Genomic DNA, 25,140 nt, shown 5'->3' with positions numbered 1-25,140 from the left:
AAAATAGCCAGGAAAAGTTAATTGTTTAGCCTTCAAACAAGAGGTAAAGAGAGTAGCAGCGGCTATAGCAGTCAAAAAAATCAAATTATAACTTTTTTTTGTCCCATAAGTCCTTTGTGTCTCCTTAAACAATGATTTTTTCACTTTCTAAAGATCTACTAAATTTTTGAAACTCTGCTATTTTTGCTTTAACGTATTGGAATTTTAGCAATTACATTTGCTTAGTAAAAGAGATAATTGGGGTTAAATCCTCCATAAAGGCCATAATAATCGCTCAGACGATTTCTATCTGGAACGTTGAAATTGGATCCATCGCTTGTCATGTAGGATCGTTATTCAATGTGTCTATCCAATTATTCGTTTCAGTATTTCACATTGTTCGCCTGATAAGAGGTTGGGAATAATAGCATAACCGTTTGTGTACATTGTGTCGGTTATGGTTTGGCAATCTATATTCTGCAACTTTTGCTTTATCATTTTATAACTGAAATGCCTGCGTCCACCGTTAATTCCGTTCCGTGTATGTAAGAAGCTTCCTTCGAAGCAAGAAATAGTATGGAATGGCCTATTGAGTTTTTTATAATGTTGGAGTACCTGTCTGTTGTTTGGGCAATATTTGAACAACAGGATCAAGGGGACCTCTATGTGTAATATGTCACCAGCCTTTGATTTTTTCTTGTGTTGTCATCTAAATATGTGCTCATTTGTGCTATAAAAATTAAAGATTACAGAATATTCCCTGATCGATATCAATAATCTGTAAACTATCATTCAGAAACGATAAAATCAACAATTGCTTCGGAATGGATTTTAGCAGTATCAAAAACCGGGATGGTAAAATCTGCCTGACTGATCAGCATTGGAATTTCCGTACAGCCCAAGATAATACATTCAGCACCCCGGTCTATCAGATCTTTTACAATAGCAATATACCGGGTCTTTGTCTCCGGGTTAATGAATCCCACGCCTAATTCGTCCTTTACAGTGTATTGGATGTAGTCTCTTGTTTCCTGCAGTTCGGGGATCAAAACTTCCAGCCCGTATTCTTCGAGTTTGTCCCTGTAAAAGTCCATTTCCATTGTAAATTTGGTGCCCAATAACCCGACTCTTTTATACCCGCTTTTATTCACGGCTTTTGCCGTTTCTGCGCCGATATGGATAAAATGAAGATGTACTGCATCCTGGAGCCGATCTGCAAAAAGATGTGCGGTGTTGGCACAGAGTACAATACCTTCTGCTCCACTTCTTTTGAGGCTTTCGCAGGCATTTAATAACAATTCATAAGCGTTTTCCCAGGTTTTAGCCTGTACATCCCCAAAATTCAAAGAGTAGATAATACATTCGGCAGCATTCAACCCACCAAGTTTTGCATTTACCCCTTCATTTATAAATCTGTAATAGTCCAGTGTAGATACCCAGCTGATGCCGCCTACAAGTCCGATCTTTTTCATCTGTTTGTTTATTTTTATTCCTCAGGAAACCCTGTTGGGACCAAATGTCTGTTCTTTCTTTCAAATTTAATAAAAAATCTATAGTGCTATAGGACAATAGGGGACTTACTGCGATTAATTATGAGGATTATGAAGCTGTTGTCCAGCTTAATATATATATGTGATTCTAAATGGTGTAAAGGTTTTTCGCCTTAACTGAGCAAACGTAGATTATTGATGTACTAATGACATTGAGTGAAGTAATGACTCCCAGCGGGATTTACAGTAGGATATTTATTAAGTCCAATAAACCTTATTCCTGACTTCATTCCAATTTTGGGATTATTGGACGACCTTATCATTGTCCCGCTGTTGATACGGGCAACAATTAAATTAATACCTAAATCAGTAATAGACTATATAAAATCAAACCTTGATGATAATGAAGGGTTGCCAAAAAAGTGGTATTACGCCATGCCAATAATTATTTTATATGGCTTGGTTCTATTTATTCTCTTTAAGCACATACGTTAACACGAAGTTTCTATGCAAGTTCCATTGTTGCTTTTTCTCGCCTAGTTTCTTCCGAATTTTATTAGCAAAACTTTCGAAGGAATAATGGCATCTGTACAAATTTTACTGATTATTAAGAATAGACCCCTGTCAAAACAGGGGTCGCAACCAAAACTAACTGCTTATGAGAAAATTGACTATTCTATATAAGATCCGGCAAATAACAGGCCAATTAGCTAAGTGATTGTAGTCACTATTTAAAACAATTTTTTCGCATTGCTTTCCGGATATACCAGCATCAAGAGTAGTTGGCTGCGTGGAAGATCTTTAGTATCCAGCGCAATGGTGCTCGGCCCAAAAACCTTTTCCACCAAATTCATTTTCGACGGTCCTCTTATTAATCACTCGCAATGTTTGATATGCAGCGAAACTCATATTACAATGAGTTTTTATCTCCCAATAACTGTTGATTTCACAGGGTTTTTAATAAAAATTGAGAGCCAGAACTTAGTAGGAAAATGTTTGTACATTGTTTGTACGTGAGGCGTAAAAAAGGCAGTTACTCCGTTGTAACTGCCTGATTATCAAGCTCCCCCTGCTGGACTTGAACCAGCGACCCTCTGATTAACAGCCGCGATCAGTCGCTTTTCTATCTTAATCAGAGTGAACGAAATCTTACTTAATCGTTTATATTTCAATTATTTATATCGAGTGCAGTAATTTTGAATAAACCTATGAACAGGTGTTTTAACCCTGGTTTACTGGCAAATTACTGGCAAATTTTGAAGCGAGGGTATTTGTGAATTTTGAAATATAGCAAGCCATGTCTGTATCAATTGTTATTACGCTCGACACCCGTAGAATGAAAAAGAAAACGGGAACCTATCCTGTGAAATTACTGGTCACAAATAACAGTGTGCCCAAACGGTATCAAACCATTTTTGATCTTTCTGAACAGGATTTCAATGCCATTTCGGCAAAGAATATGTCGGCTCATCTTCGTACCATACGCGATGAATTGAAGCAAATTCAGCGCAAGGCAGAAGATGTAGCCACGGACTTATCGCCATTTACCTTCGCTGAATTTGAAAAAGATTACATCCTGAACAATCCTTCTTTTCACCAGCGAAAAGCCATAAAGGAAACTACAGCTTTAGTAAATCATCAGTTCAATGAAGTGATCTACGACAACCGGTTCCCTATCTTTCGCTTACCCAAACCAGAACCCGATACTATCCTCGCAACTTTCCTGTTTTACATCAGCAAATTGTTGAGCGAACATCGGATCCGTACCGCGGCTAATTATCAGACAACCTATAATACTATAGCCAGGTTCCGGGGAAATGTGCGATTTATTGATATCAATGTCGTGTATCTGAAAAGGCTGGAGGCCTGGATGTTGGAACAGAACTATTCCAAGACGACCGTTGGAATTTACACCCGATGCCTGCGCGCTATCTTCAACGAAGCCATTTTCCAGGGAATTATTAAACGGGAAAAATGTTATCCCTTCGGCCGTCGATTATACCAGCCACCATCTTCCCGCAACATTAAAAAGGCGCTTACTTTAGAAGATGTAAGTAAAATCTATTACTATCAGCCGGAATGTGAACGGGAACGAAAAGCGAAAGATTTCTGGTTGTTCTCCTATCTCGCCAACGGAATTAACCCTACAGATATCGCACACCTGAAGTACAAAAATATTGATGGGGAATACCTGGTTTTTGAAAGGGCTAAAACCGAAAATTCCACACGGCTGGATCCCCGGCCGATTACTGTTTTTATTACTGAGGATTTACAGAAGATCATGGACTATTGGAGTAACAAAGACAAAAGCCCCGGTAATTATATTTTTCCAATCCTTGAATATAATATTACTCCATTACGACAAGTAGAATTAATTGAACTTTTCGTTCAGGCTATTAATGATTGGATGGCTAAGATTAGGAAGAGGTTGGGCATTGAAAAGAAGGTCACTACCTACGTAGCAAGACGTACTTTTTCTACTATAATGAAACGAGCAGGAGTGAGCACAGCTTTCATCCAGGAATCACTGGGCCATACAAACATTAAGACAACAGAAAATTATCTGGATAGCTTTGAAAATAAAGTAAAAAAAGAATATGCAAGTCAATTGACGGCGTTTAAAAACCCGGGGCCAGTAAAGTCGATGTAGACACCACTGATCCACATAATCTTTTTAAATTATAGTAACTTTATTAAAAGCGCCTATGGACATCCGGTTATATGTTCATTTGCTTTGTCTGTATTTTTTTGAATTAAAAATGAAAAACAATGAACTGGAAAGATTTTATTGATAACAACATGCTACTCCGAAATATGACAGGGGACTTGTTTGGAAGGGCCGAGTACTCTAATGCCCCAGGTGCGTTCACCCCCTATTTTCAATACAGGATTGGTCCAAAGCGAAATGACTACTTTCTTTACTTTCCGAAAGAACCTTTTTTGATCCGATATTATAATGAGTTCTTTAACAAACTTTCTGGACTGTTGGGCGCTGACATTTATAAATACATAGAGTTTCACTGGGAGCGATATGAAAATAAGCCGGATTTTCTTCGTTTTTTACGATATGAGTTAAGTGATCGCTTGAAAAAGAAGCTTTCTTCTACTTACAAGCAGAAGTATCAAACAGCAATGGAATGGACTTTGGAAAAGCAAACGACATGGCAGGCGGATCAACAAAAGTTACTTAGGAACGAAGTTGAAAATAGCGTTCAGGAAATTATTAGTCATCAAAATGGGGCTACTTCTATCAGTACTGAATCTGTCGCACGGCAGATAAGTGAAAAAGTTCAGGATTATCTGGATAAAATTACTTTTGCAGCGGAAGAAAAACTGGCTACAGCCTTCCTAAAACTCCCTTCAGGCGACATCGAACTGAATAACCGAAATCATGAAGAAAAACTCATTCAATTTTTTCTGCTTCTAAGAGAGGTAAAGGCCCCTCTCCACATTGGGAAGACAGAACAGCTCTTTAAACGATTTGCAGATATTGATATCGCCTCAATTTTACACCTTCATTTTGATAGCTATTGGGACAAAAAAGTCCCTACTCTCCAAAAAAATATCGGACAACTAAATAGCCAGATCAAACCGAACGATCCCCGGATCAAAAAGCTTGCAGACGCAATGCGAGAGTTTTTTTATTGAAAACTTTCTTACATTACAACTACCATTTCATTTCCTCCTTTTTTACTACAGTAAGTGCCGAAGCAATTACTTGATGCATATCGTAATAACGATAATCGCCTAATCGCCCTCCTATAATCAAATTGGTTCGCCCATTTGCCAGTTCTTTATACTTTTTATAAAGTCTATTATTTTTATCATCGTTAATTGGATAATATGGTTCTGTCTCCTTGGAGTTAGAAAATGTAACAGGGTATTCTCGTGTAATAATTGTATGGTTTTGATTGCCAAACTCAAAATGTTTATGTTCAATGATACGGGTATAAGGAACATGGGCCTCAGTATAATTGACCACCGCATTTCCTTGGTAATTAGCTACCTCCAATCTTTCGTGATCGAAGTGAAGACTTCGATATTCCAGTTTTCCCAATTTGTAGTCAAACAGTTCATCTAGCATTCCTGTATAAACAACTTTCTCAGCCATATCATCTAACATTATTTGGTTACTAATATAGTTAATGTTGAGGCGAACTTCTTTTTCGGCTAATAATCCTTCGCTCAAACGGTTATATCCACCAATAGGGATGCCCTGATACAAGTCATTAAAATAATTATTATCATATGTAAACCGGACAGGAATACGTTTAATAATCTCGGGGGGGAGCTCCCTAGCATCTTTACCCCATTGTTTTTTGGTATATTCTTTTATAAAACTATAATAGATATCATAACCGACAAGAGACAATGCCTGCTCTTCAAGATTGCGTGGTCGTTTTATATTGATTGCATTTACTTGTTGTTCTATTTTCGCTCTTGCAGCTTCGGGTGTTGTTACTCCCCAAAGTTGCTGAAACGTATTCATATTAAAAGGCAGATTATACAATCGGCCGTTATACATAGCAAGCGGGCTATTAGTATAACGGTTAAAAGAAGTGAAGGCATTTACATATTTCCATATAGCCTCGTCATTAGTGTGAAAAATATGAGCACCATACATATGCACATTAATTCCATCCCAATTTTGGCAATAAATATTTCCGCCGATGTGATTCCGTTTGTCGATAACGAGGCATTTTTTATCCCGTTTGTACATTTCATGGGCAAAAGTAGCGCCAAATAAGCCCGCACCAACAATTAGATAATCGTATGGCTTAACCTTGTTGTTCATCGTGTGTTATTCTCACTTTGTATTTCTTCTTCAATCGCTCAAATAATGAATGTGGATGAAATTTCCTATATAAATCAAAGCCCGCCTCACGCAATTTATTATTATAAAAATGAACAGCATAAGTCATGTGTGAAAACCTTACATATGCGTTTTGAAATAATATTTCTGAGGAAGAAACAGAAACTGGTATAAACACATTCGGGTCTAAAATAAAGTCTTCCAGACCATTTTCTTTAATTTTTATTGTAAGAATATCCGCCCCTATCGCAAACCAATTGACAGTTGACAAATCCTCCGTTTTGTAAATAATACTGAGACAGTCACTCATTAATTTGCACCGTGGAGGGACTTTAATATTGGAAATTGCGATTACACATTGATCAATGCCACATAATTCCGTTGCAAAAACATAGTCCTCCTCCGCGTCAAAATATTTCATACAAACTACATCCATATCAGTCCACCAGCCACCATATTTGTATAGAAGCTCATACCGGAACCAATCGGAAAAAGTTGCATAACTGTTATATTTATCTTTAAAGATTCTTTCCTTTTTAATAATTTTATTAGCGTCTTTTAGAACTGTTCCCTTAGGAACCTCCATTTTCTCATAGGTATACAGATGAAATTCATGACCGTGAAAAAGAAAAGAGTTTATACACAAAAGTGCCAAGGGATTTAAGCGTGACCCGATCCAAAGACCGCGGATAATCTTATTTGCGTTTTCATCCATAATGCAAATTTTTAATTATTTTGTTTCTTAGTGGCTATAACATTTTCGAAAAAGGTTAATAAATCATCTATGTAGTAATCAAAGGAAAAACGTTCCCTGTTTCTCCAACAATTTTCCTTTAACTGATTAAGGGTGTCCTTTTCATTCAGTTGACCTCCCAAATCGTCAAAAGACCTAAAAAGCACTCCAATCTGTAGCTTTTCCAGCAGCCTCTGAGAAGAAACCTTATGGCCATTGTTATTTTTTTGAATCATTGGCAGTCCGCCGACAGCAAGTGTTGACATTCGTGCCGGGTAATTTAAATCGTCCCAACTGCAGCGGATTAATTCGCCTTGGTTTTCGCTTTCAAAACAATGCAGCCAGCCGGCATCATATTGGGAAAATTCCTTGGACCAGTTCTCCGGTTTACAATGGGAATGAAGATGTAAATATCCACTAGCCATTTGCTCGCTCTCGTTCACCCACGCTTTCCACTTTTTTTGGTAAAACTCCCCATATAGATGCAAGTGAACTTTGTGACTAGCAAGAACCGCCATATCAGAGGGTGTTATTCCATATGGCCGGCCTGCCATTACAGTGTGTGTTTCACCATCTGATGAGGACAACAAAGGAGAACGAATATCAGTAAACCATTTTTTAGGAGGAAGATCTCCGTCCAAAATGTACGACGGACGATTTTGATCTCCAATAAATTGCTCGTACCAATCTTTGCATTCTTCATTAATGTAAATGCGGCCATCTGCATTATAGTATAGCTCAAACAATTCTTTCCAAATTCCTGCATTCCTGCAAAAAAAAGGTCCTTCTTTAAAGTGCCAAACAAATGGGATGTCCGGATTTGACGTCATCACATAATGTGCGAGTCTTACAGCCTGTGTATTTAACAGGGCATAAATGATATCCGGCCTGACTTCCTCAATTTGCTTTTTTAAATGTTCTACATTTAGAGTAATTATATTTCCGAAGGAAAACGGTCCTACTGAGTTATGAAGATCTGGATTAGGAATCCATACTCCAAAAAGCCGGTGGCCATGCTCTTCAAGCACCGACAACCTTTCTGGATTGAAACCTAGTTCTCCAACTATAAGGATCTTTAGCTTTCCTGGCGCAATCCTGATATTTTGCCTTTCAGTTAATTTTTTTTCTTCATTAATGCACTCTCCGCCATCAGTGTAAAAGCTAAGCGATTCTTTGACACCATAGTATTCTTTATAAAAGGGTAATCCCCCACCAAACTTTTTACTAATGATTTTATGACGTTGCAGTGGATGGCTGACCCATTCACAGGATATATTTTTCGAACCAACAAATTGCCCAACCTGCTTTAGTTGCTCCCAAAACATTTTATTTAAATCAGCAGTAACAAAAACATCTCGTTCAACCCATTTAAAGGCAGTTTTTCTGTGCATTACCTGAACCAGTTGCAAACCCTTGTCCTCTATAGGTCCGACAGTTCTTTCTACGGATAGGCCGGTTGCATAATTATCGCTATTATTATAAGTTAATCCAGAATAACATAATACCGCATCAGATCTTACCGACAAAGTTGAAAATAAGGATGAGAGATGGTCTGCATAATAAATATCATCGGAGGGTAAGTAACTAATATATTCATAATTTGCGTACTGAATACCTAAGTTCAAACAAAATCCTAATCCTTTATTTTCGCTATTCTTGTAATAATGAATTCTGCCTTCTTGAATATATTCCTGTACTAGATCTTCTGTATAATCGGAAGATCCGTCATTAACTATAATCAGCTCCCAATTATTAAAATGCTGGGCAAAAAGGCTAGTTATAGCCCTTTTTATAAAAGCACCTTGGTTATAAGTAGGCATAATGACCGAAATCCCTGCTAGATTATTCATACCTTTATATTCTGATTTTGGTCTTTTCCTGCGTCCTAAATTTAATGGAAGCCCTCAGACCAATACTTTATAAGAAGCAAAATCAAAAACCAAAAAAATCTCAGTTATATTTTGCTTTCATCCCCTGACGTTTGTACGACAAATAATATTTTATTAGTAATCAGATATTCCATTTTTAAAAGCATTAACTCATTAAAAGATTTCTCTTCACTTTTCCCCCCACTTTTGGGAAAATAATGTTTCGCCGATGTAGTTAACTGACTATAGGAAATCTCTTGCTCGGCAAGTATTATTAAATTAACACTGATATCATCCAGCGCCACCTCTCGAAAGCCACTGAAAAACATCTCTGGTAAAATTCCTATAACTATATCTTTTTTGTTAGATGTTTTTAAACCAATGTAGCCCTTCTCCGCTATCTGTAGAGTTGTCCAATCATTAGCAGAATAAACAACTTCCAAATACGGATTTCTTTTGAAAACTGTTGCTTGCTGAACTTCATCGCTTGCCGACAAAAAAGCAAGCGATGAAATTGAATCCATTTCCAGTTGTTTTAATATGGCTGCATCCTTCTTTTTAAATTTTGTACAGAGCTGTTTAATTTTTTGTTCGTAGGCAAAAAGAGCTTTTATCACTAAATTTTCACTTTGACTTACATAACTTTTTAACTGAACTAATGATTTAAAACTGATCTCAGAATCAAGTCGTTTCAATAAACGTTCTGTTCTAGTGAAAGAGAAAGCTGTTTTGTTATTAGGGACTTGTAATGAATGAGCCTCCCGTATTTTAGATGTGTAGAAATAATGCTTTTCTTTAAATAGGGCAATGATGCGCAAATATAATTCAGGATTTTCGTGAAAGAGATGCCGAGCTACCCAATCGCAGATCTCCTTATCACGTTTGTAAGCACCGATTAAATGCAGGTAACGTAATTTATTTGCATTGGGAAAAAATGCGACCTCGGACCTAGTATATCCGTTATCGCCAAATATTTTATCTAATAAACAGCTAACTTGTTTTTTATTTTGTTTAGCTAATGAATAGAAAAGTAGTTGTTCATAAAGTATGTTGAAGTTGGTATTCAATTCAACAGATTTGTTTTTTTCAATAAACTTCATTGCCGTTGCAACATATGTCTTGAAGAATGCGTTGTCGCTCCCACCCAGAATACCAGCATTGTAAGCTCTGAGGTTTGTAGAATACAAATTTGATTTAAGCCATTGGGGCATATATTTTAGCTTTTCTACCAAAGGGGCAAAAACCTGATAGTAATGCCCGGTTCCCTTTTCTAAATTCTGTGCAATCAAATTAGCCGATAACAACTTTTCTTCAAACGGATGCCAAACAAAAACATCACCATCTACATGTAGAAAAGCTTCGTCTTGTTTTGCGTAAGTTAATAACTTTGGAATAGCCCAGAGATCTGTTTGCACATCCAGCTTTGAGTACTCGTTCAAAATACTTGAATAGGGAAGGTTAAGCTCGTCTTTAAAAAGTTCGACCCCAGAAGCATCTGTATAGAGATTTACAGTTGAGTAATTACTCGTTAATTTCAAACAACTTAGGGCCCATCCCATAATGTGATGTTGTGGGCTAAGCCAGCCAAAGCTATCTTTTAGGAGGTTTTTGTCATTTACCCAAAGTGTCTGGCAAATAGTCATATGGCAAAATAGGTTAAAGTGAAGGGCGGGCGCAATACATATTTACAATCACTTTCCAAGTGTCTTTAATATACATCAGAAAGAAACCAATAACAGTTACCGCGTTCCGTATAAATAGTGACCAATTTTTTTCGAGAAATGTTTCTGTTGGCTAGGCCGAACAAGATTTGTATCTACGATTCGTCCTGTGCTATCAATAAAAAAATATCGTGGAATAGTTCGATTGTTTTCTGCTCCATTATAAATTCTTTTTATAATGTCCTTTTGCAACGCGTAAGTCATCATTACATGAGTGCCAGATAAATGGTACGCGTAGATATCATTAATCATCACATTTTTATCCGTCATTGGGTCAAGAGAAATGTATAAACGTTTAATATTGTAATTCCTAAAATATTGCTCTAGTTCAGGATTGTGTAGGAACTCCTGTTTGCAGGGCACACACCATGTTGCCCAAAGATCCACCAGAACATTTTCATTTTTAAAGTGCTTTGAAATAATACTATCGATATTGTCTTTATTACCAATTGCAATGATTTTAACTTTAGACAGAGAATCTTCTTTTGTCCAAGGGAAAAATCCAAAAACCGGAGGTTGTAGGTATTTATTAAATGGACTGTTTGGATAATATGCTTTATATGTATCAACATCCCTTTGATTATAACTACCTCCGAATAATCGTTTCAAACTAATTAAGCTCAATGCCCAAAGACCTTCCGCTAGTTGTTTCGGTGCATATTGATGCAACGCCAGATTCCTATTCAAGAAATATTTATGCCCATTTATAGTAACATATCTATCCAATGCGGTTCCATTATTTCCTTCTTTTAATGCTCGCAAATAATCTAATTGCCAACCTGAAATAAAGCCGGAAAAGAAACTGTTTCGAAATAGAGGATCGGAGAACGGTAGTTGATACTTACTATAGAACGCTCCAAGAAATTCCATCTTTTCTTCAGGTGAGTAATTTCTGCTTTCCTTCACTTGGCCAGCGACTGCACTGACTAAATAGTTCTTGATGATTGACGTAACAAAAATGTGATACGGTTTGGAGACTTCTCCTTTTAAATAAAGGTTATCAAACATTTTTGTCTGAGTATTCAATAACGAGTCGAAAAGTGTTAACCTCCTTAGTCCTCCATACCAGTTTGAATTTTCTAAGAATTTTCTAAAGTCCTGATACATCCCAATAGGTGGAAAGCAGTGTGTTCTAAATAGAGTGTGTCCCGCATTATTCTTTCCTTTAAATTCGACTGCATCTACTATATTGGAATTGCCTTCAAGCTTCGGAACATTGATCCTCAAATTAATTGTGTCCCCGGGGATACCCAAAAAATCTATCCGATTGGAGCCAATTATTATGCCTAATTGAAAGGGTTCTTTAAGAGGAATACTTCTTTCGAAGTTGCCGTTCGAATCTACCCTCAATTCGTATGACGAATCAACAATATGAATAGTATAAAAACCGCTGATAGGAGTAACTACAAAAATCCTTTGTTTATCAGGGCTAAGAATGGAGCCACTTACAACAACTTGGCTTTTACCGATTATAGAAAAGTATAGGATACTTAAAACTGTAAGAAAAATATTTTTTGCTGAATTTAGTTTGAAAAGATGCGAATCTAGGGCGGAGTTTATCATAAAATATACCACTGGTTAATAAAAATAAACAGTTATTCAAAATATCAATAATTAGCATAGTTCTTCATGATGTTTCCAACACCAGATTCGCATGCTTTTTTAACAAGTAACCTCGGGATTTCCACATGTTACCCAACCACATTCAGAAGTTGCTCCAGCGCAAGCCGCAGAAGTGGAACTATCAATAGTGCTCTGCTCTGGAGTAGATGAACCCTGGTATTGCCATGCGGAGCCGCTGTTAGCGCCTCCTACACAATGGCATTCATAACGTTGTTCTCCACCCATTACCTTTTTCATTTGCTCTCTTGTTAAGATTTCGGTAGCTCCCAATTCAAGCACCTTGAGTTTTAACTTTTTCATTGTTTTTACATTTTAAAATTAGAAAAAATGATTTAACAATACAAAGTTCTAACCCCCTAATCTATTATATTTAGAACGAAAAAATATTATTTCTCCTTTAAAATCTGTAACATTTTAGCATTCTGCCATTGTATTATCCGCAACCGCCCAATACTTTATGGCCAAAATTGCTACTATCATACACATTTATCCTGACCTCCCCTCAATCTAAAATTGCTTTCTAATATCTGGAAACTGCATAAACGAAATATGCAGGGTATAAGGTAACTGCTAACCACTGTTACACCATTTAATGTTAATCAAATTAATTCCCCTAAAAACCCAAAGACACCACGTTAACCTAAAAAACGGTGTCTGTGCTATCATTTAAAAGAAATTTTATAAATTTGGTAGGTAGTCCTTACTTTAAACTACGGAAATGAAATAACCTTTATGATTATTTGCTTAGGAAAATATCACCAATATCTAAAACATAACCTATCCAATGTTTCATCTGCTAAAAAACCTGCTGGAGCCACAAACCAATGTGCCCGAAGCCGCCTGCCTATTAGCGCAGGAGCTTGGCTTGAAAATTACGAATACAACCCTTACTCGGGAAATACTAGAACATCCCAACTATCAAAGCCTACTTAGTATAAGTGACGTGTTAAATCGATATGGGGTCGATAACCTGGCAATCAGCTTACCGGGAGAGCAGTTGTCAAAAGTACCGGTTCCTTTTGTAGTCGCTTTAAAGGGTGCGAAACAAAAAATAGCTTTTTTCAGTGTTGTAAGAAATATTGAAGGTGACAACGTTTATTATTATGACCCTGAAAAACAGAAGTGGGCAGTACTGCCTTTAATTGAATTTCAACAAAAATACATAGGGAAAGTACTGATGGTTGAAACCAATATCGAAGAGCCTATAAAAGAAAAGGACTATGAAAAAAAGTTAAACAAAGAACGGCAAAATAAATTAATGAAACAACTTGCAGTTCTTTGCATTCCAACTATTTCGTTGGTAGCTTGCATTACCGCTATCATGCAAGCGGGTTTAAGTGCCCTATTGCCCACGGTTTTTACACTCCTTACCTTAACAGGATCAACCATTGGAGTGCTGCTGCTTTATTACGACTTAGACAGGCATAATTCTGGGCTCCAGCAGATTTGCAGTGGAGGCAAAAAGATAAACTGTAATGCTATTTTACAATCGAAGGCCTCCAAAATTTTGGGAGTGAGTTGGAGTGTTATTGGATTTTCATACTTCATAGGCCAGCTCTTCTTATTACTTGTAATTGGGGTTACGCATCCTACAGCACTATTTATGGTAAGCTGGATAAATATGGTAACGCTTCCTTATATATTTTTCTCTGTGTATTATCAGTGGCGTGTAGCGAAACAATGGTGCCCTTTATGCCTAAGTGTGCAAACCATACTTGCATTACAATTTATTACAGCTTTGACAGGAGGATGGTATTTGATATCCCCTGCGGTGGCTCTAAGTGTACAATGGATATTACCGTTAATTGCAGGTTTTATTATACCTTTATTTGCGGTAACAATAGCTGTTTCTGCTCTAGAAAAAGCCAAAGAAGGTAGAAAATATAAAAATGAATTGCACCGCCTTAAACTGAATCCAGAAGTATTTGAAGCTGTGTTGGAAAAACAAAAACAGCTGGCAACATCAACAGAAGGCTTAGGCATAATTATTGGCAAGCGGGACGCACAATTTAGGATTATAAAAGTATGCAACCCCTATTGTAGTCCCTGTGCTGCCGCACATTTAACTCTGGATGAACTTCTGCGTGAAAATGAAGACATACACGTCCAGATTATTTTTACAGCCACTAACAACGAAACTGATATTAAAGCTCCCCCCACCAAACATTTACTAGCCATCGCAGAAAAAGGGGACGAGGCTCTAACAAAGCAGGCATTAGATGACTGGTATTTAGCCAAGGAAAAAGACTATCAAAAGTTTGCTGCAAAATACCCAATTCCGGCCTTAAATGAAGGAAATGGTGCGCCAGCTCGACAGACTGAGCAAATAGAAGCCATGAACGAATGGTGCAACAACACGGGAATTCAATATACACCAACAATTTTCATACTGCGTCCGTCAACAAGGGATGATGTCAATGCGAAGTGGTACCAATTACCTGAAGCGTACACAATTAACGAGTTAAAATATTTCTTGTCTAAATAAAAAACCTATGGCTATTCTAAAACATATAAATCGCATCAGATTTATAGATCACATGATTAAAAAGAAAGCAACTGGAGATTTGGAGAGCTTCGCTAGTAAAAATAATTTATGCAAAAGCGCCATGGCCGGAGTAATACAAGAAATGAAAGAACTGGGATTCCCTATAAAATTCGATCGGATGCGTAATACGTACTATTACGCTGAAGACGGAAAAATGGTCGATGCTCTTTTTATACGAAATGGTCATATTCTGTCTCGAGAAGATATCGCCAAAATTGAGAGCGGCGGAGAACTTTGTTTTTCTGAAATCACTGTGTTCAAATTGTGTGAAAACCAATAAAAAACTATCTCAAAAGTGAAGGTTGCCTTCTATAAACAGCTTAATGCCATGGATTGCGGACCAACCTGTCTGCGGATAGTTGCTAAGTTTTATGGAAAACATTATAACGCTGATACATTGCGTCAGATGGCTGGCTTTAGCAAAGCGGGTGTTTCCTTATTAGGGATTAGCGATACAGCTGAAAAAATTGGTTTTAGAACAAGGGGGGCTAAACTATCCTTGAAACAATTGACAGAGGCAGCATTGCCAGCTATCCTACATTGGGATCAACATCATTTTGTTGTGTTGACCGAAATCAGAAGAAAAAAAGTCAAAATCGCTGATCCAAGCAAGGGGTTGCTTTCATATACCACAACAGATTTTTTAAACCATTGGGCCTCCTCTAGCGATGAACAGGACAATGCTATTGGAATTGCCCTATTATTGGAGCCCACACCTGCATTTTATGAAAACGAAGGGGAGAAAGAAAAAAAACTTAACTGGTCGTTGGTATCAAAATATCTACAGTCAGCCCGGTGGCAAATCGTGCAAGTATTTATTGCTTTACTGATCACATCCCTGTTATCCCTAGTATTTCCATTTCTCACTCAAAGCGTTGTCGATACTGGAATTAATACACAAAACCTTCAATTCATAGTAATTGTCCTGGTTGCTCAGGTAATGCTTACCTTCAGTCAAACTGTTGTAAATTTTATTCGAAGCCGGATATTGCTAAGGGTGTCTAATGTATTAAATATTCAGATTTTGTCTGACTTCTGGATCAAACTTACGCGGCTCCCTGTTTCCTATTTTGATCTTCATCATATTGGGGACACTTTGCAGCGCATTGGTGATCATCGCGCGATTCAGGGCTTTCTTACGGGAACTGCTTTAAATACGATCTTCTCATTTTTTAATTTTATCGTATATGCAATTGTGCTAATGATCTATAGCGTTGAATTATTCTTTATTTTTTGCATAGGCAGTATCATATATTTTGTTTGGGTTCAGCTGTTTTTACGAATAAGGCGAAAGTTAAATTATGAAACCTTTCACTTATCAGCTAAAGAAAATAATGCTACGTTACAATTGATCCAGGGTATGCAGGAAATCCGATTGAACAACGCCGAAAAGCAAAAACGCTGGGAATGGGAGAATATACAAGCAAACGTATTCAAGCTGGGATTTAAAAATCTTAACTATAGCCAAGTACAATCTGCGGGTGCCACTTTTATTAACAGCCTGCAAGGCATCGCTATTAGTTTTATTGTGGCTAAACTAGTAATTGACGGAAAACTAACATTGGGGGCCATGCTGGCGGTACAGTACGTCATAGGTCAGCTCAGTGGTCCAATACAACAATGGGTGGGCTTTGTGCAAAGTCTACAGGATGCCAGAATAAGTATGGAACGGCTGAACGAAATCCATCAATTGGATGATGAAGAAGACATAGAAAAAAGATATATCACACAGCTGCCAGATTGTAAATCCATCGCTATTAGCGATCTTACTTTTACTTATCCCGGTGCTGGTAATGATCCGGTTCTTGAGAATATTAACTTGATAATTCCGGAAAACAAAGTGACCGCTATTGTAGGCGTCAGCGGCAGTGGAAAAACTACCTTGGTAAAATTGCTACTGAAAATATACGAGCAGTACGATGGAGAAATAAGAATTGGTACGCAGATCCTAAATAATAAAGAAGGATTAAAGTTTACTTTTCTCAGCCACCACTTCTGGAGGAACGAGTGTGGTGCTGTATTGCAAGATGGTTATATCTTTAATGATACAATTGCCCGGAATATAGCAGTAGGAGAAGAAGAGATTGATTTGAACCGTTTGATCCAAAGTTGCCGCATTGCTAATATTCAATCCTTTGTTGAGGCGCTCCCCAATGGGTATTATACAAAACTGGGCGCCGAAGGTACCGGCGTCAGCCAAGGCCAACGCCAACGGATACTGATAGCGCGAGCAGTGTATAAAAACCCTTCTTATTTGTTCTTTGATGAGGCAACTAATTCTTTGGACGCTAACAATGAAAAGGAAATCATAGAAAACTTAGCACGGTTTTTTATGGGCAGAACCGTAGTGATTGTTGCGCATCGTTTGAGTACTGTAAAAAATGCAGATAAGATTGTCGTACTGGACCAGGGCAAAATCGTTGAAGAAGGAACCCATGAGGAACTCTCCAATTTAAAAGGAAAATATTATGAACTTGTAAAAAACCAACTAGAACTGGGTAATTAAAAACTCTGCACGTATGGGTAAAGGCATTAAAGTGGCTGAAGAACTGTCCCAAGAGGGATTAAAGGAATTTTCATTAAACAAAACCTTTCAAGAGCGGTCAGATATCGCCCAAGAGATCATAAGTCGCAAACCCGACTTTTATGAAAAATGGGCTTTGCTGTTATTTTCTACAGTGCTATTATTATTGACGACAAGTACTTGGTTTATTAAATATCCTGACATTATCGAAGCCGATGCCTTTCTTACGGGTCAAAATGCTCCTAAAGAGATTGTTCCATATCAAACGGGCAAGCTAACCGTGCTTTTCGTTAAGAATAACCAAAAAGTTAAACAAGGAGAATTTCTAGGTTGGCTCGAATCAAACGCCGATCCAAATGAAGTAATTGATCTAGCCACAAGACTTGACAGCAGTATCAAATTGGTAGGTAATGGTAGCCCCGGTCGGATAGCCAAACTTTTTGGAAAGCGTTTCAACGTGCTTGGAGAACTACAAACTGACTACCAAACTTTTACTACAACCCTTCTACAATATAGTGACTATCTCGTTAATGGCTTTTATTCGAATAGGAAAGCCATGTTACGTAATGATATTGTATCTCTTCAGACCATGAAGAACAAAGTGGCTGAGCAGAAAAATTTTATAACAAAAGATAATGAGCTTGCTAAAAATACTTTTGAAATGAATGAAAAGCTTTTTAGAGAGAAGGTAATATCTGCCGAGGAATATCGTCAAGCACAAAGTGCCCTTTTAAATAAAAAGAAAGCAGACCCACAGGTAGATATGAGTATATTAGCCCAGCAAAATCTTATAAGTGACAAGCAGAAGGAAATTGATCAACTCAATATTGATATCTTTCACCAACAGCAGACATTTGAGCAAGCTTTACAAACGCTAAAAAGTAAAGTTGATGATTGGCTACGCCATTTTACTATTCGGGCTCCTACAGATGGTATAGTTGTTTTTGCCGTTCCATTACAGCAGAATCAATTTATTGAAGCAGGAAAAATATTGGGTTACGTGAATCCCTCAGACACCAAATACTATGCAGAAATTCGCCTATCTCAAAACAATTTTGGCAAGGTCGATACCGGTATGAAAGTACAGCTAAGATTTGACGCCTATCCATATCAAGAAACAGGATTTGTTTCCGGTACCTTAAACTATGTATCCTCAATTTCCGTGGACAGCGCATTTTTAGGAAGTGTGCGTCTGGATGGGGGGTTGATTACGAACCAACAAAAAACCATTCAATACAGGAATGGGTTGAGCGCCCGAGCTCTAGTAATTACAAAAGATATGCGGCTATTGGAGCGGTTGTATTATTCGATAGTAAAGGCTACATCTATTAGTAAATAGAACGATAAGAATCATAATTTATTCCCCGTCCAAAAGCTTACACAGACAAGTATACAATCCAGCGAGTGGTCTAATTTATTCACCCTGCCATAATTAACCGCCCTTAATCGGCTTATTATCAATCATTGAGAATACACGATGCATCGTGCATTGACTTTGCCTTTTCCTTAACTCATCTTGCCTCCATAAAACGAATTTTTATGGATACATTTTTTTTACCTAATGAAGGAGATTTTCGCCGGTGAATCAGGGACGCCATTAAAGAATGCCTGGAAAATATTCCCGCGCCCACAAATCAAAACAATGAGGAAGGCGAGCCCTTGCTTAACCGGAAAGAGATCGCAGGCATGTTCCGGATCTCCCTTGTAACCCTGCATGATTGGATGAAGCGCGGCCTGCCTTTTCATAAACAGGGCGGCCGGGTTTACTTTATCCGGTCTGAAGTATTGGAATACGTGAAACAAAAAAAGAACATTCACTATCAACCGAATGAAAAATGAAACGCTTTACTACAACCGACGCAAAACAAATCGACCTAGTCGATTACCTGGAGTCTCTGGGTCACTATCCTGACTCCCGGATACGCCGCAACCCGGAATACTGGTATTTATCCCCACTGCCCGGCAGAAGTGAAAACACTCCTTCGTTTAAAGTTGACCGGAGAAAGGGCCTGTGGTATGATCATGGGATTGGCAAAGGGGGCAGTATTGTTGACCTCTGCATGTTGTATCACAGCTGTAGTATTCCGGAGGCATTGACCAGGTTGCAGGATTTTCTTTCTTTTCATCGCAATCCGTTGCAAAACTTATCGCATTCGGGTAATGTTCCGCTCCCTGATAAAGAGAAGAAAATCCAGGTGTTATCTACCGGCCCAATTGTGTCATCCGCGCTCATTGCTTATCTGGGGCAACGGAAAATACCGCTTGGAATAGCCCGGGGATATTGCCGGAAAGTACAATATGAGCTCAATAACAGAAAATATTACGCCATTGGTTTTGCTAATGATGCTGGGGGTTACGAGTTGCGCAATACGCATTTTAAAGGCAGCGCAGCACCCAAAAACATATCCTTTTTAAACAACAGCGCCAATGAAATCAGCGTTTTTGAAGGCTTCTTCGATTTTCTAACCTATGCTGCCATTCAAAAGACTGCCGTCAATAATACAAACATTTTAGTGCTCAACTCCCTGGCTTTTTTGGAAAAATCCCGCATGCTGATAGAGCAGCATGCTTCCGTTTATCTATACCTGGATCGTGATAACGCCGGGCTAAAATGTACGGCTCAGCTTGTAAAGGAAAATTCAAAATACAAAGATCACAGCCTGCTTTATGAGGGCTATGCGGACCTGAACGAATGGCTGACCCGGCAAAACCGCTCCTTACAGAAGCAGGGACAGGCAAAAAATGAAATTGATGAAACGATTCATCGTGTCCAAAAGCGGAGCTTAGGCCTTGGCAGGTAATGAAATATTTTTTAACGAAAAAAACAAAAACAATGGCAGATTTTAAGAAAAGAACATTGCATTTAAGTTCAGGAAAGCAGATCCGGTTTTATGGCGACAGCATGGCTATTGGGCCAGCGTTACAGATCGGGGAAGGATCAGCCCCAACAATTTTTTCCTACATAGAGCCGCAAAATGTTGCGGGCAGTGCAGATACAACCGCACTTCTTCCTCAGGTCAGCAACGAAAAAACGGCACCGGTTCGGTACAAAATCCATTTGGTTTAACAGATACAGACCTCCATGAAATTGCCGATTACAATATCCAGCTATGGATGAACCTAAAAAATAATCTCCGCAAATATGGTGTTGACAATCCGAAAGTTTTCAACAAGGATGAGCTGCGGTAATACAACAACTGCCAATTTTTCCGCCGCGAATTATTGCATAAAAGAAATGCCCCGGGAATTATAAAACGGCGATTAAGCCGGTAACATAGCTTTCCTTAATCCCCATCGAAGGGAATGGCAAGGTGTACCAAATGTTGCACATTGGCCCCTTGCTGTTTAACTCCAAAGTCGTAACAGTTAAATAGCATTTAAAGCCTCCTACAGCAAATAAAATGACGAACATTTTGAACGATCAAATACGGGAAAGCCTTTTCGACGTTGAGGTAGCCAGCAATGGTTTGGTAATACCAAAACGGCTGGCCCCTCATCCCGCTGGGGCGTGATTCGGGGGCTTCTCATGCCGCTTGGGGTGGCATTCGAAAAATAAGACAATCCTATGAAGCAGGAAGATAAACCTACTAAAAATAAAGGCGGCAGGCCGTTTAAGGCCATTAAACGTAATGTAGTGCTGGCGCTTAAATGCAGCCGGTATGAGCAGGTACGAATCGCCGGTAACGCTAAAAAAGCAGGGATGACTTTATCAGAATTTTTGCGCTCAATGGGGCTGCATGGACAAATTGTCGTAACAGAAAAAGCGCTGCCCAAAGAAGTTTTATTGCTTACCGGCACCCTCAATCACATGGCAGCAAACCTGAACCAGCTTACAAAACGGCATAACAGTGTAACGGATATTTTAACGCCGGTGGATCGTGCAGCGCTGGATATTTTATCCAAAGAGCTGAAGGGAATTGCATCCTCCATTAAAAATTATTTACAATGATCGCTACAATAACCATAGGAAAATCGTTTGCCCATTGTATTGGTTACTGTTTGGAAGATAAGCAGCGACTGACCGATGAAAAGAAAAAAGAATTGACGGCTGGCGATGGTTTACGCCATAAAAACCGGGCGGAGGTACTGGCCTATAACCAGTGTTACGGGAATAAAAAGGAGCTGACCGAACAGTTCGGAGACGTAAAAAAACTGAGCAAACGGGTAGAAAAACCCGTGTTGCATGCCTCTATCCGGTTGGCTCCTGGAGAAACACTTGCCCGCCACCAGTGGTTATCCGTTGCAGAAGAAATGGCCAAAGAATTAGGTGTTGCTGGTAACCAATACCTTGTCGTTCAGCACCACGACACCAAAGAGCAGCACATTCACCTGGTAGCGAACCGGGTGGGCTTTGACGGGAAAGCCGCCAGCACCAGTAATAATTTTTACAAAATGGACAAGCTCTGCCGGAGATTGGAAAAGCAATACGGGCTTACCCCCGTGCTCAGCCCCAAACAATTTTTACCCAAGGATCAGCAGCTATTGCCCAGGCATGATGCCCGGAAAGAAAAGATGAAGAAAGACCTGAAGCATTGTCTCAGGCAGGCGACAAACCTGGCTGACTTCTCCGGAAAAATGGAGCAATTGGGCTATACTGTTATCAAAGGGCGGGGAATTACATTTATTGATGACAAAAAAGTGCGGGTAAAAGGTTCAGAGCTGGGCTATTCCTTAGCCACCATTGAAAAGATCCTACAGGCAAAACAGGTGCTGCAAATAGGGCCCGATGGCCAAAAAGTCGACAAACCGTTCTCCCCGCACACACCTTTTATCCCAGGAATACTTGATTCAGGATTAAGCGATGTGAGCAAGGTCGACTTCCAGATTGCGAGCGCAGCAGCCGACCTGGTGGCCGAACTTTTTAAAACCTATTACCCCGCACCGGACGAACTGTCTGCAGCCGAGGCCATGAAACAATACTACCGCTACAATAAAAAGAAGAAGAAAAAACGCGGCTTTGGCATTTAGTAAACTTTTCTAAAAACAGAAACCTATATCATCATGGAAGAAAAAATAAACACCGAGGAAAAAGAATCAGTACTGTTTGTGTTGAATGAATTTTCTGAAAGGTACCAGGAAAGCAACAAAAATATTACGGCCCTGACGGGTGAAGTTAAAGAGCAGCATGGGAAAATTCAGCAGGTTATTGATAACCAGCAGCAGCAGAAACTTACCGAAAATAATACAGTAGCTGTAGTAAAAAGGGAAGCAGAAAAATTGGGGTATATTATCAGCAACCAGAATTTTCCTGCTAAGGAAATAGAAGCACTGCGCCGAGAATTATCCGCTGTACGTGAACAGTTATCCGAACCGGTGATCCAAAAATTGGAGCATCACCATCATGTACATAAGATCATTGTTGCCACCGGGGTTCTTTTTATTGCAGTCTGCCTGCTTTGCTGTGGGTGGTACAACACTTATCAAAAGCTGGAGCAATTCCAGGGAAATGACACCAAGTACCGGCTTATGCGGTTAGATACTGCCTTCACTCCACTACAGCGCTACCTGGACAAAGTGGACCAGGCATATACCAATAATTCAGGATTGAGGGATTCAGTGATTACAAAAGAGGAAGAAAATAGAAAAAATATGGGCCTGCTGCAGGAAGCATATAATAGAGTGAAAGAGGCAGAAAAGCTAAAATCTGAAGCCGGCAAATTACGGAAAGCGGCGGGGCATTGATGAATCAGATAATATTTTGTACTTTAAAATTGGTGTTTTTCATAGGTTAGCAACGGCCAGCTTTTTCAAAGGCAGGCCTTTTTACTCAGCAAGAAATATCCCTTTTAAGAGGTTCGATCCCTTCCAAATTAGGCTTTTGAGTAACTTGTCAGCTTATTGACATTTATTGACTATAATATAACACACTGATAATAAATTTTATATCACAATATTTGCATGAATTTTTAATTATTTTTCATACATTTTCCTTTATTTGTACCTTTGCATTATGAGTAAGTTACAGGCTTTAAAAAGAAATTTAAGGCCGGGTGAGGTATACCGGCGGCGAGATTTAGAGAAATGGTCTAAATCTGTAGACCGGCATTTGCAACAACTGGTAACAGACGGAACCCTGGAAAAACTTTCCGGAGGACTTTATTATGTGCCTAAACAGACCGTGTTTGGCAAAGCACCGGCCAATGACAAAGAGCTGATAACGTCCTTTTTAAAAGATACAAACTTTCTTCTTACCTCCTATAACGACTACAATACTCTGGGCGTAGGAACCACTCAACTCTACAACACTAAGAAGGTATATAATTTAAAACGCCACGGCGAGTTTAAATTGGGAAACCGAGTTTTTAACTTTGTTCGCAAGCCTTATGTACCGCTGAAAGTAACAGATGAGTTTCTGTTGGTGGACCTTGTAAATAACATAAACGAACTGGCAGAGGATCGTGATGTTGTGCTGGAGAAAGTAAAAGAAAAAACAAAAGGCATGGATGCGCGCCGGCTCAAAGCATTGGTGAACCGGTTTGGAAAGGTTGCTACCGTCAAATTTTTTAATCCTTTGTTGGCATAAGCTATGGAAGAAATATACCTGCACGAACATAATGATTTTGGTGACCTGCTCCGGATATTACAAGATGAGACTGGAATACTGGACACACTTATTGAAAAAGATTACTGGATAATGCACAGCCTGTACGGGCTAAAAAAACAGGGATATAACTTCCAGTTGAAAGGAGGAACCTCTTTATCCAAAGCGTATGGAATCATTGACCGCTTTTCTGAAGATATAGATATCCATATTGATCCGCCAGCAGTATTAGGCATCAACGAAAATCCAAAAAACGATAAACCAGCTAATTCTCAAAAGAAAAAGGAGTATTACGACCAACTGGCAGCGGAAATAAACATACCTGGAATAATTAAGGTAACGCGCGACACCGAATACGACAATACAAAAAACTATAATAGTGGTGGTATCCGATTGTTTTATCACCAGTTGACGGCAACCCGTCAGGGTATTAAAGATGGCATTTTACTGGAAGCCGGGTATGATACCGTAATGCCCAACAAACCGGTAACAATAACATCCTGGGCCTATGAAAAGGCCAAACCAGATTGATGGAAATTTTGAAAGGGAGAACTTTTACCAGGGAGCTATTTATAGAGTCAGTTTTAGTTCAGGGAGGATCGTTATAAATTTCATTTCAAAGTATGAAGGCGAACTTACAATATTGAAACAAACCTGAGTTTACGGGCAAAAACTACCACGATTACTGCAAGTAACCCACAGGTTTCGCTGACCAAAGCAATTTCGATTTATTTGTGATTATATAACTATTTCCAATTTCGGCAGAAAAGCTTAATATTCTTATAAATGGCCGCCATTTGGTGATTCTTCAATTAGATTGTTTTTGACAGTTTCATTTTGAAGGAAAATGCCGTTTAGATCAATCAAAGGTGGCCCATTTTGGCAGCGTCACCGCCTTATTTCGGAGAGACAATATTAATATCGGTTGGTACTAATCAGCTCCCGGTTTTTTGGTTCCACGTTGAAGGTTTTGCTAATTGACCAAAAAGTCATCGTAAGAATAATTTGGGCATTAGATATGGGATATGGAAAGTTTCTAATAGTGTGTAGCTATTTCATTAGAACGATCTGTATTGTTTGAAAAAGCAGTAAATTTATACTGTTAACAGCTCTTTGCTTCACTGCTAAATATGCCACTGGCAAATTACTGGCAAATTTAAAGGGCCGCGTAGTGCGACCCTTGTAAATAGTTGATTTTCAGCTCCCCCTGCTGGACTTGAACCAGCGACCCTCTGATTAACAGTCAGATGCTCTAACCAACTGAGCTAAGGAGGAATTTATTCACTTGATCACTTAGATATAC

Annotated in this window: 22 protein-coding genes, 1 tRNA gene and 1 pseudogene; 15 read left to right on the top strand and 9 right to left on the bottom strand. The window is 38.8% G+C overall.

Going from position 1 to position 25,140, the window contains the following annotated elements; translation table 11 throughout:
• Window positions 1-767: 767 nt before the first annotated feature.
• Window positions 768-1,451: an aspartate/glutamate racemase family protein gene (locus tag LL912_RS17670; protein WP_235554922.1), complete on the bottom strand. Its 684-nt coding sequence runs from the start codon at window positions 1,449-1,451 to the stop codon at window positions 768-770.
• 267 nt (window positions 1,452-1,718) lie between these two features.
• Here LL912_RS17670 and LL912_RS26280 point away from each other — a divergent pair.
• The 3 genes and pseudogenes from LL912_RS26280 to LL912_RS17655 form a co-directional block, all read left to right on the top strand.
• Window positions 1,719-1,964 (top strand): annotated as a pseudogene (locus LL912_RS26280) (YkvA family protein); the annotation flags it as partial.
• Window positions 1,965-2,766: 802 nt separating this feature from the next.
• Window positions 2,767-4,119, top strand: coding sequence for a tyrosine-type recombinase/integrase (locus LL912_RS17660; protein WP_235554921.1), 1,353 nt, complete (start codon window positions 2,767-2,769; stop codon window positions 4,117-4,119).
• 119 nt (window positions 4,120-4,238) lie between these two features.
• On the top strand, window positions 4,239-5,117 hold the full coding sequence (locus tag LL912_RS17655) for a hypothetical protein (RefSeq protein WP_235554920.1): 879 nt from the start codon (window positions 4,239-4,241) through the stop codon (window positions 5,115-5,117).
• 19 nt (window positions 5,118-5,136) lie between these two features.
• On the opposite strand, the gene glf is transcribed toward LL912_RS17655, so the two are convergent.
• The 6 genes from glf to LL912_RS17625 form a co-directional block, all read right to left on the bottom strand.
• Window positions 5,137-6,264, bottom strand: a complete 1,128-nt coding sequence (gene glf / locus LL912_RS17650) for a UDP-galactopyranose mutase (RefSeq protein WP_235554919.1) — start codon at window positions 6,262-6,264, stop codon at window positions 5,137-5,139.
• Window positions 6,248-6,997 carry a glycosyltransferase gene (locus LL912_RS17645; RefSeq protein ID WP_235554917.1) on the bottom strand — a complete coding sequence of 250 codons (750 nt, stop codon included), beginning with the start codon at window positions 6,995-6,997 and terminating at the stop codon, window positions 6,248-6,250. Before LL912_RS17645 ends, glf begins: the two co-directional genes overlap by 17 nt.
• 11 nt (window positions 6,998-7,008) lie before the next feature.
• Window positions 7,009-8,865: a glycosyltransferase family 2 protein gene (locus tag LL912_RS17640; protein WP_235554916.1), complete on the bottom strand. Its 1,857-nt coding sequence runs from the start codon at window positions 8,863-8,865 to the stop codon at window positions 7,009-7,011.
• Window positions 8,866-8,969: 104 nt separating this feature from the next.
• Window positions 8,970-10,526: a DUF6734 family protein gene (locus tag LL912_RS17635; protein ID WP_235554915.1), complete on the bottom strand. Its 1,557-nt coding sequence runs from the start codon at window positions 10,524-10,526 to the stop codon at window positions 8,970-8,972.
• A 96-nt stretch (window positions 10,527-10,622) separates the two neighbouring features.
• Window positions 10,623-12,167 (bottom strand): TlpA family protein disulfide reductase, encoded by a 1,545-nt coding sequence (locus LL912_RS17630; protein ID WP_235554914.1) that lies wholly within the window; start codon window positions 12,165-12,167, stop codon window positions 10,623-10,625.
• Between the two features lie 99 nt (window positions 12,168-12,266).
• Window positions 12,267-12,527 (bottom strand): hypothetical protein, encoded by a 261-nt coding sequence (locus LL912_RS17625; protein ID WP_235554913.1) that lies wholly within the window; start codon window positions 12,525-12,527, stop codon window positions 12,267-12,269.
• Between the two features lie 484 nt (window positions 12,528-13,011).
• Between LL912_RS17625 and LL912_RS17620 the strand changes: the two genes are divergently transcribed.
• Genes LL912_RS17620 through LL912_RS17605 form a run of 4 tightly spaced genes read left to right on the top strand, consistent with a single transcriptional unit; the run spans window position 13,012 to window position 18,635 of the window.
• Window positions 13,012-14,712 carry a vitamin K epoxide reductase family protein gene (locus LL912_RS17620; protein WP_235554912.1) on the top strand — a complete coding sequence of 567 codons (1,701 nt, stop codon included), beginning with the start codon at window positions 13,012-13,014 and terminating at the stop codon, window positions 14,710-14,712.
• A gap of 7 nt (window positions 14,713-14,719) precedes the next feature.
• A complete protein-coding gene (locus LL912_RS17615) occupies window positions 14,720-15,052 on the top strand; it encodes a hypothetical protein (RefSeq protein WP_235554910.1) in 333 nt (110 codons plus the stop codon).
• Between the two features lie 15 nt (window positions 15,053-15,067).
• The gene (locus LL912_RS26115) at window positions 15,068-17,278 is read left to right on the top strand and encodes a peptidase domain-containing ABC transporter (RefSeq protein ID WP_235554909.1); all 2,211 of its coding nucleotides are present in this window, start codon (window positions 15,068-15,070) and stop codon (window positions 17,276-17,278) included.
• Window positions 17,279-17,291: 13 nt separating this feature from the next.
• A complete protein-coding gene (locus LL912_RS17605) occupies window positions 17,292-18,635 on the top strand; it encodes an HlyD family secretion protein (protein WP_235554908.1) in 1,344 nt (447 codons plus the stop codon).
• 215 nt (window positions 18,636-18,850) lie between these two features.
• Here LL912_RS17605 and LL912_RS17600 read toward each other — a convergent pair whose 3' ends face one another.
• Window positions 18,851-19,042: a hypothetical protein gene (locus LL912_RS17600; protein ID WP_235554907.1), complete on the bottom strand. Its 192-nt coding sequence runs from the start codon at window positions 19,040-19,042 to the stop codon at window positions 18,851-18,853.
• On the opposite strand from LL912_RS17600, the gene LL912_RS26275 reads away from it, so the two are divergent.
• The 8 genes from LL912_RS26275 to LL912_RS17565 all read left to right on the top strand — a co-directional run bounded on the left by LL912_RS26275 (window position 18,983) and on the right by LL912_RS17565 (window position 24,368).
• Window positions 18,983-19,135 carry a helix-turn-helix domain-containing protein gene (locus tag LL912_RS26275; RefSeq protein ID WP_406603628.1) on the top strand — a complete coding sequence of 51 codons (153 nt, stop codon included), beginning with the start codon at window positions 18,983-18,985 and terminating at the stop codon, window positions 19,133-19,135. The genes LL912_RS17600 and LL912_RS26275 overlap by 60 nt on opposite strands.
• Window positions 19,132-20,097, top strand: coding sequence for a toprim domain-containing protein (locus LL912_RS17595; RefSeq protein WP_235554906.1), 966 nt, complete (start codon window positions 19,132-19,134; stop codon window positions 20,095-20,097). Before LL912_RS26275 ends, LL912_RS17595 begins: the two co-directional genes overlap by 4 nt.
• Window positions 20,097-20,363, top strand: a complete 267-nt coding sequence (locus tag LL912_RS17590) for a hypothetical protein (protein WP_235554905.1) — start codon at window positions 20,097-20,099, stop codon at window positions 20,361-20,363. Before LL912_RS17595 ends, LL912_RS17590 begins: the two co-directional genes overlap by 1 nt.
• A gap of 498 nt (window positions 20,364-20,861) precedes the next feature.
• A complete protein-coding gene (locus LL912_RS17585; RefSeq protein ID WP_235554904.1) occupies window positions 20,862-21,245 on the top strand; it encodes a plasmid mobilization protein in 384 nt (127 codons plus the stop codon).
• Window positions 21,242-22,264 (top strand): relaxase/mobilization nuclease domain-containing protein, encoded by a 1,023-nt coding sequence (locus LL912_RS17580; protein WP_235554903.1) that lies wholly within the window; start codon window positions 21,242-21,244, stop codon window positions 22,262-22,264. Before LL912_RS17585 ends, LL912_RS17580 begins: the two co-directional genes overlap by 4 nt.
• Before the next feature lie 33 nt (window positions 22,265-22,297).
• Entirely contained in the window at window positions 22,298-22,978 is a 681-nt protein-coding gene (locus tag LL912_RS17575; protein WP_235554902.1) for a hypothetical protein, read from the top strand.
• 268 nt (window positions 22,979-23,246) lie between these two features.
• Entirely contained in the window at window positions 23,247-23,819 is a 573-nt protein-coding gene (locus LL912_RS17570; protein ID WP_235554901.1) for a hypothetical protein, read from the top strand.
• A 3-nt stretch (window positions 23,820-23,822) separates the two neighbouring features.
• Window positions 23,823-24,368 carry a nucleotidyl transferase AbiEii/AbiGii toxin family protein gene (locus LL912_RS17565; RefSeq protein WP_235554900.1) on the top strand — a complete coding sequence of 182 codons (546 nt, stop codon included), beginning with the start codon at window positions 23,823-23,825 and terminating at the stop codon, window positions 24,366-24,368.
• A 670-nt stretch (window positions 24,369-25,038) separates the two neighbouring features.
• On the opposite strand, the gene LL912_RS17560 is transcribed toward LL912_RS17565, so the two are convergent.
• Window positions 25,039-25,112 (bottom strand) — tRNA-Asn (locus LL912_RS17560).
• Window positions 25,113-25,140 lie beyond the last annotated feature (28 nt).

This window comes from Niabella agricola (genome assembly GCF_021538615.1).
In the GTDB taxonomy this organism is placed as follows: Bacteria; Bacteroidota; Bacteroidia; order Chitinophagales; family Chitinophagaceae; genus Niabella; species Niabella agricola.
The sequence above is the reverse complement of the archived record's forward strand: the minus strand, read 5'-3'. Positions and strand labels throughout refer to the sequence as shown.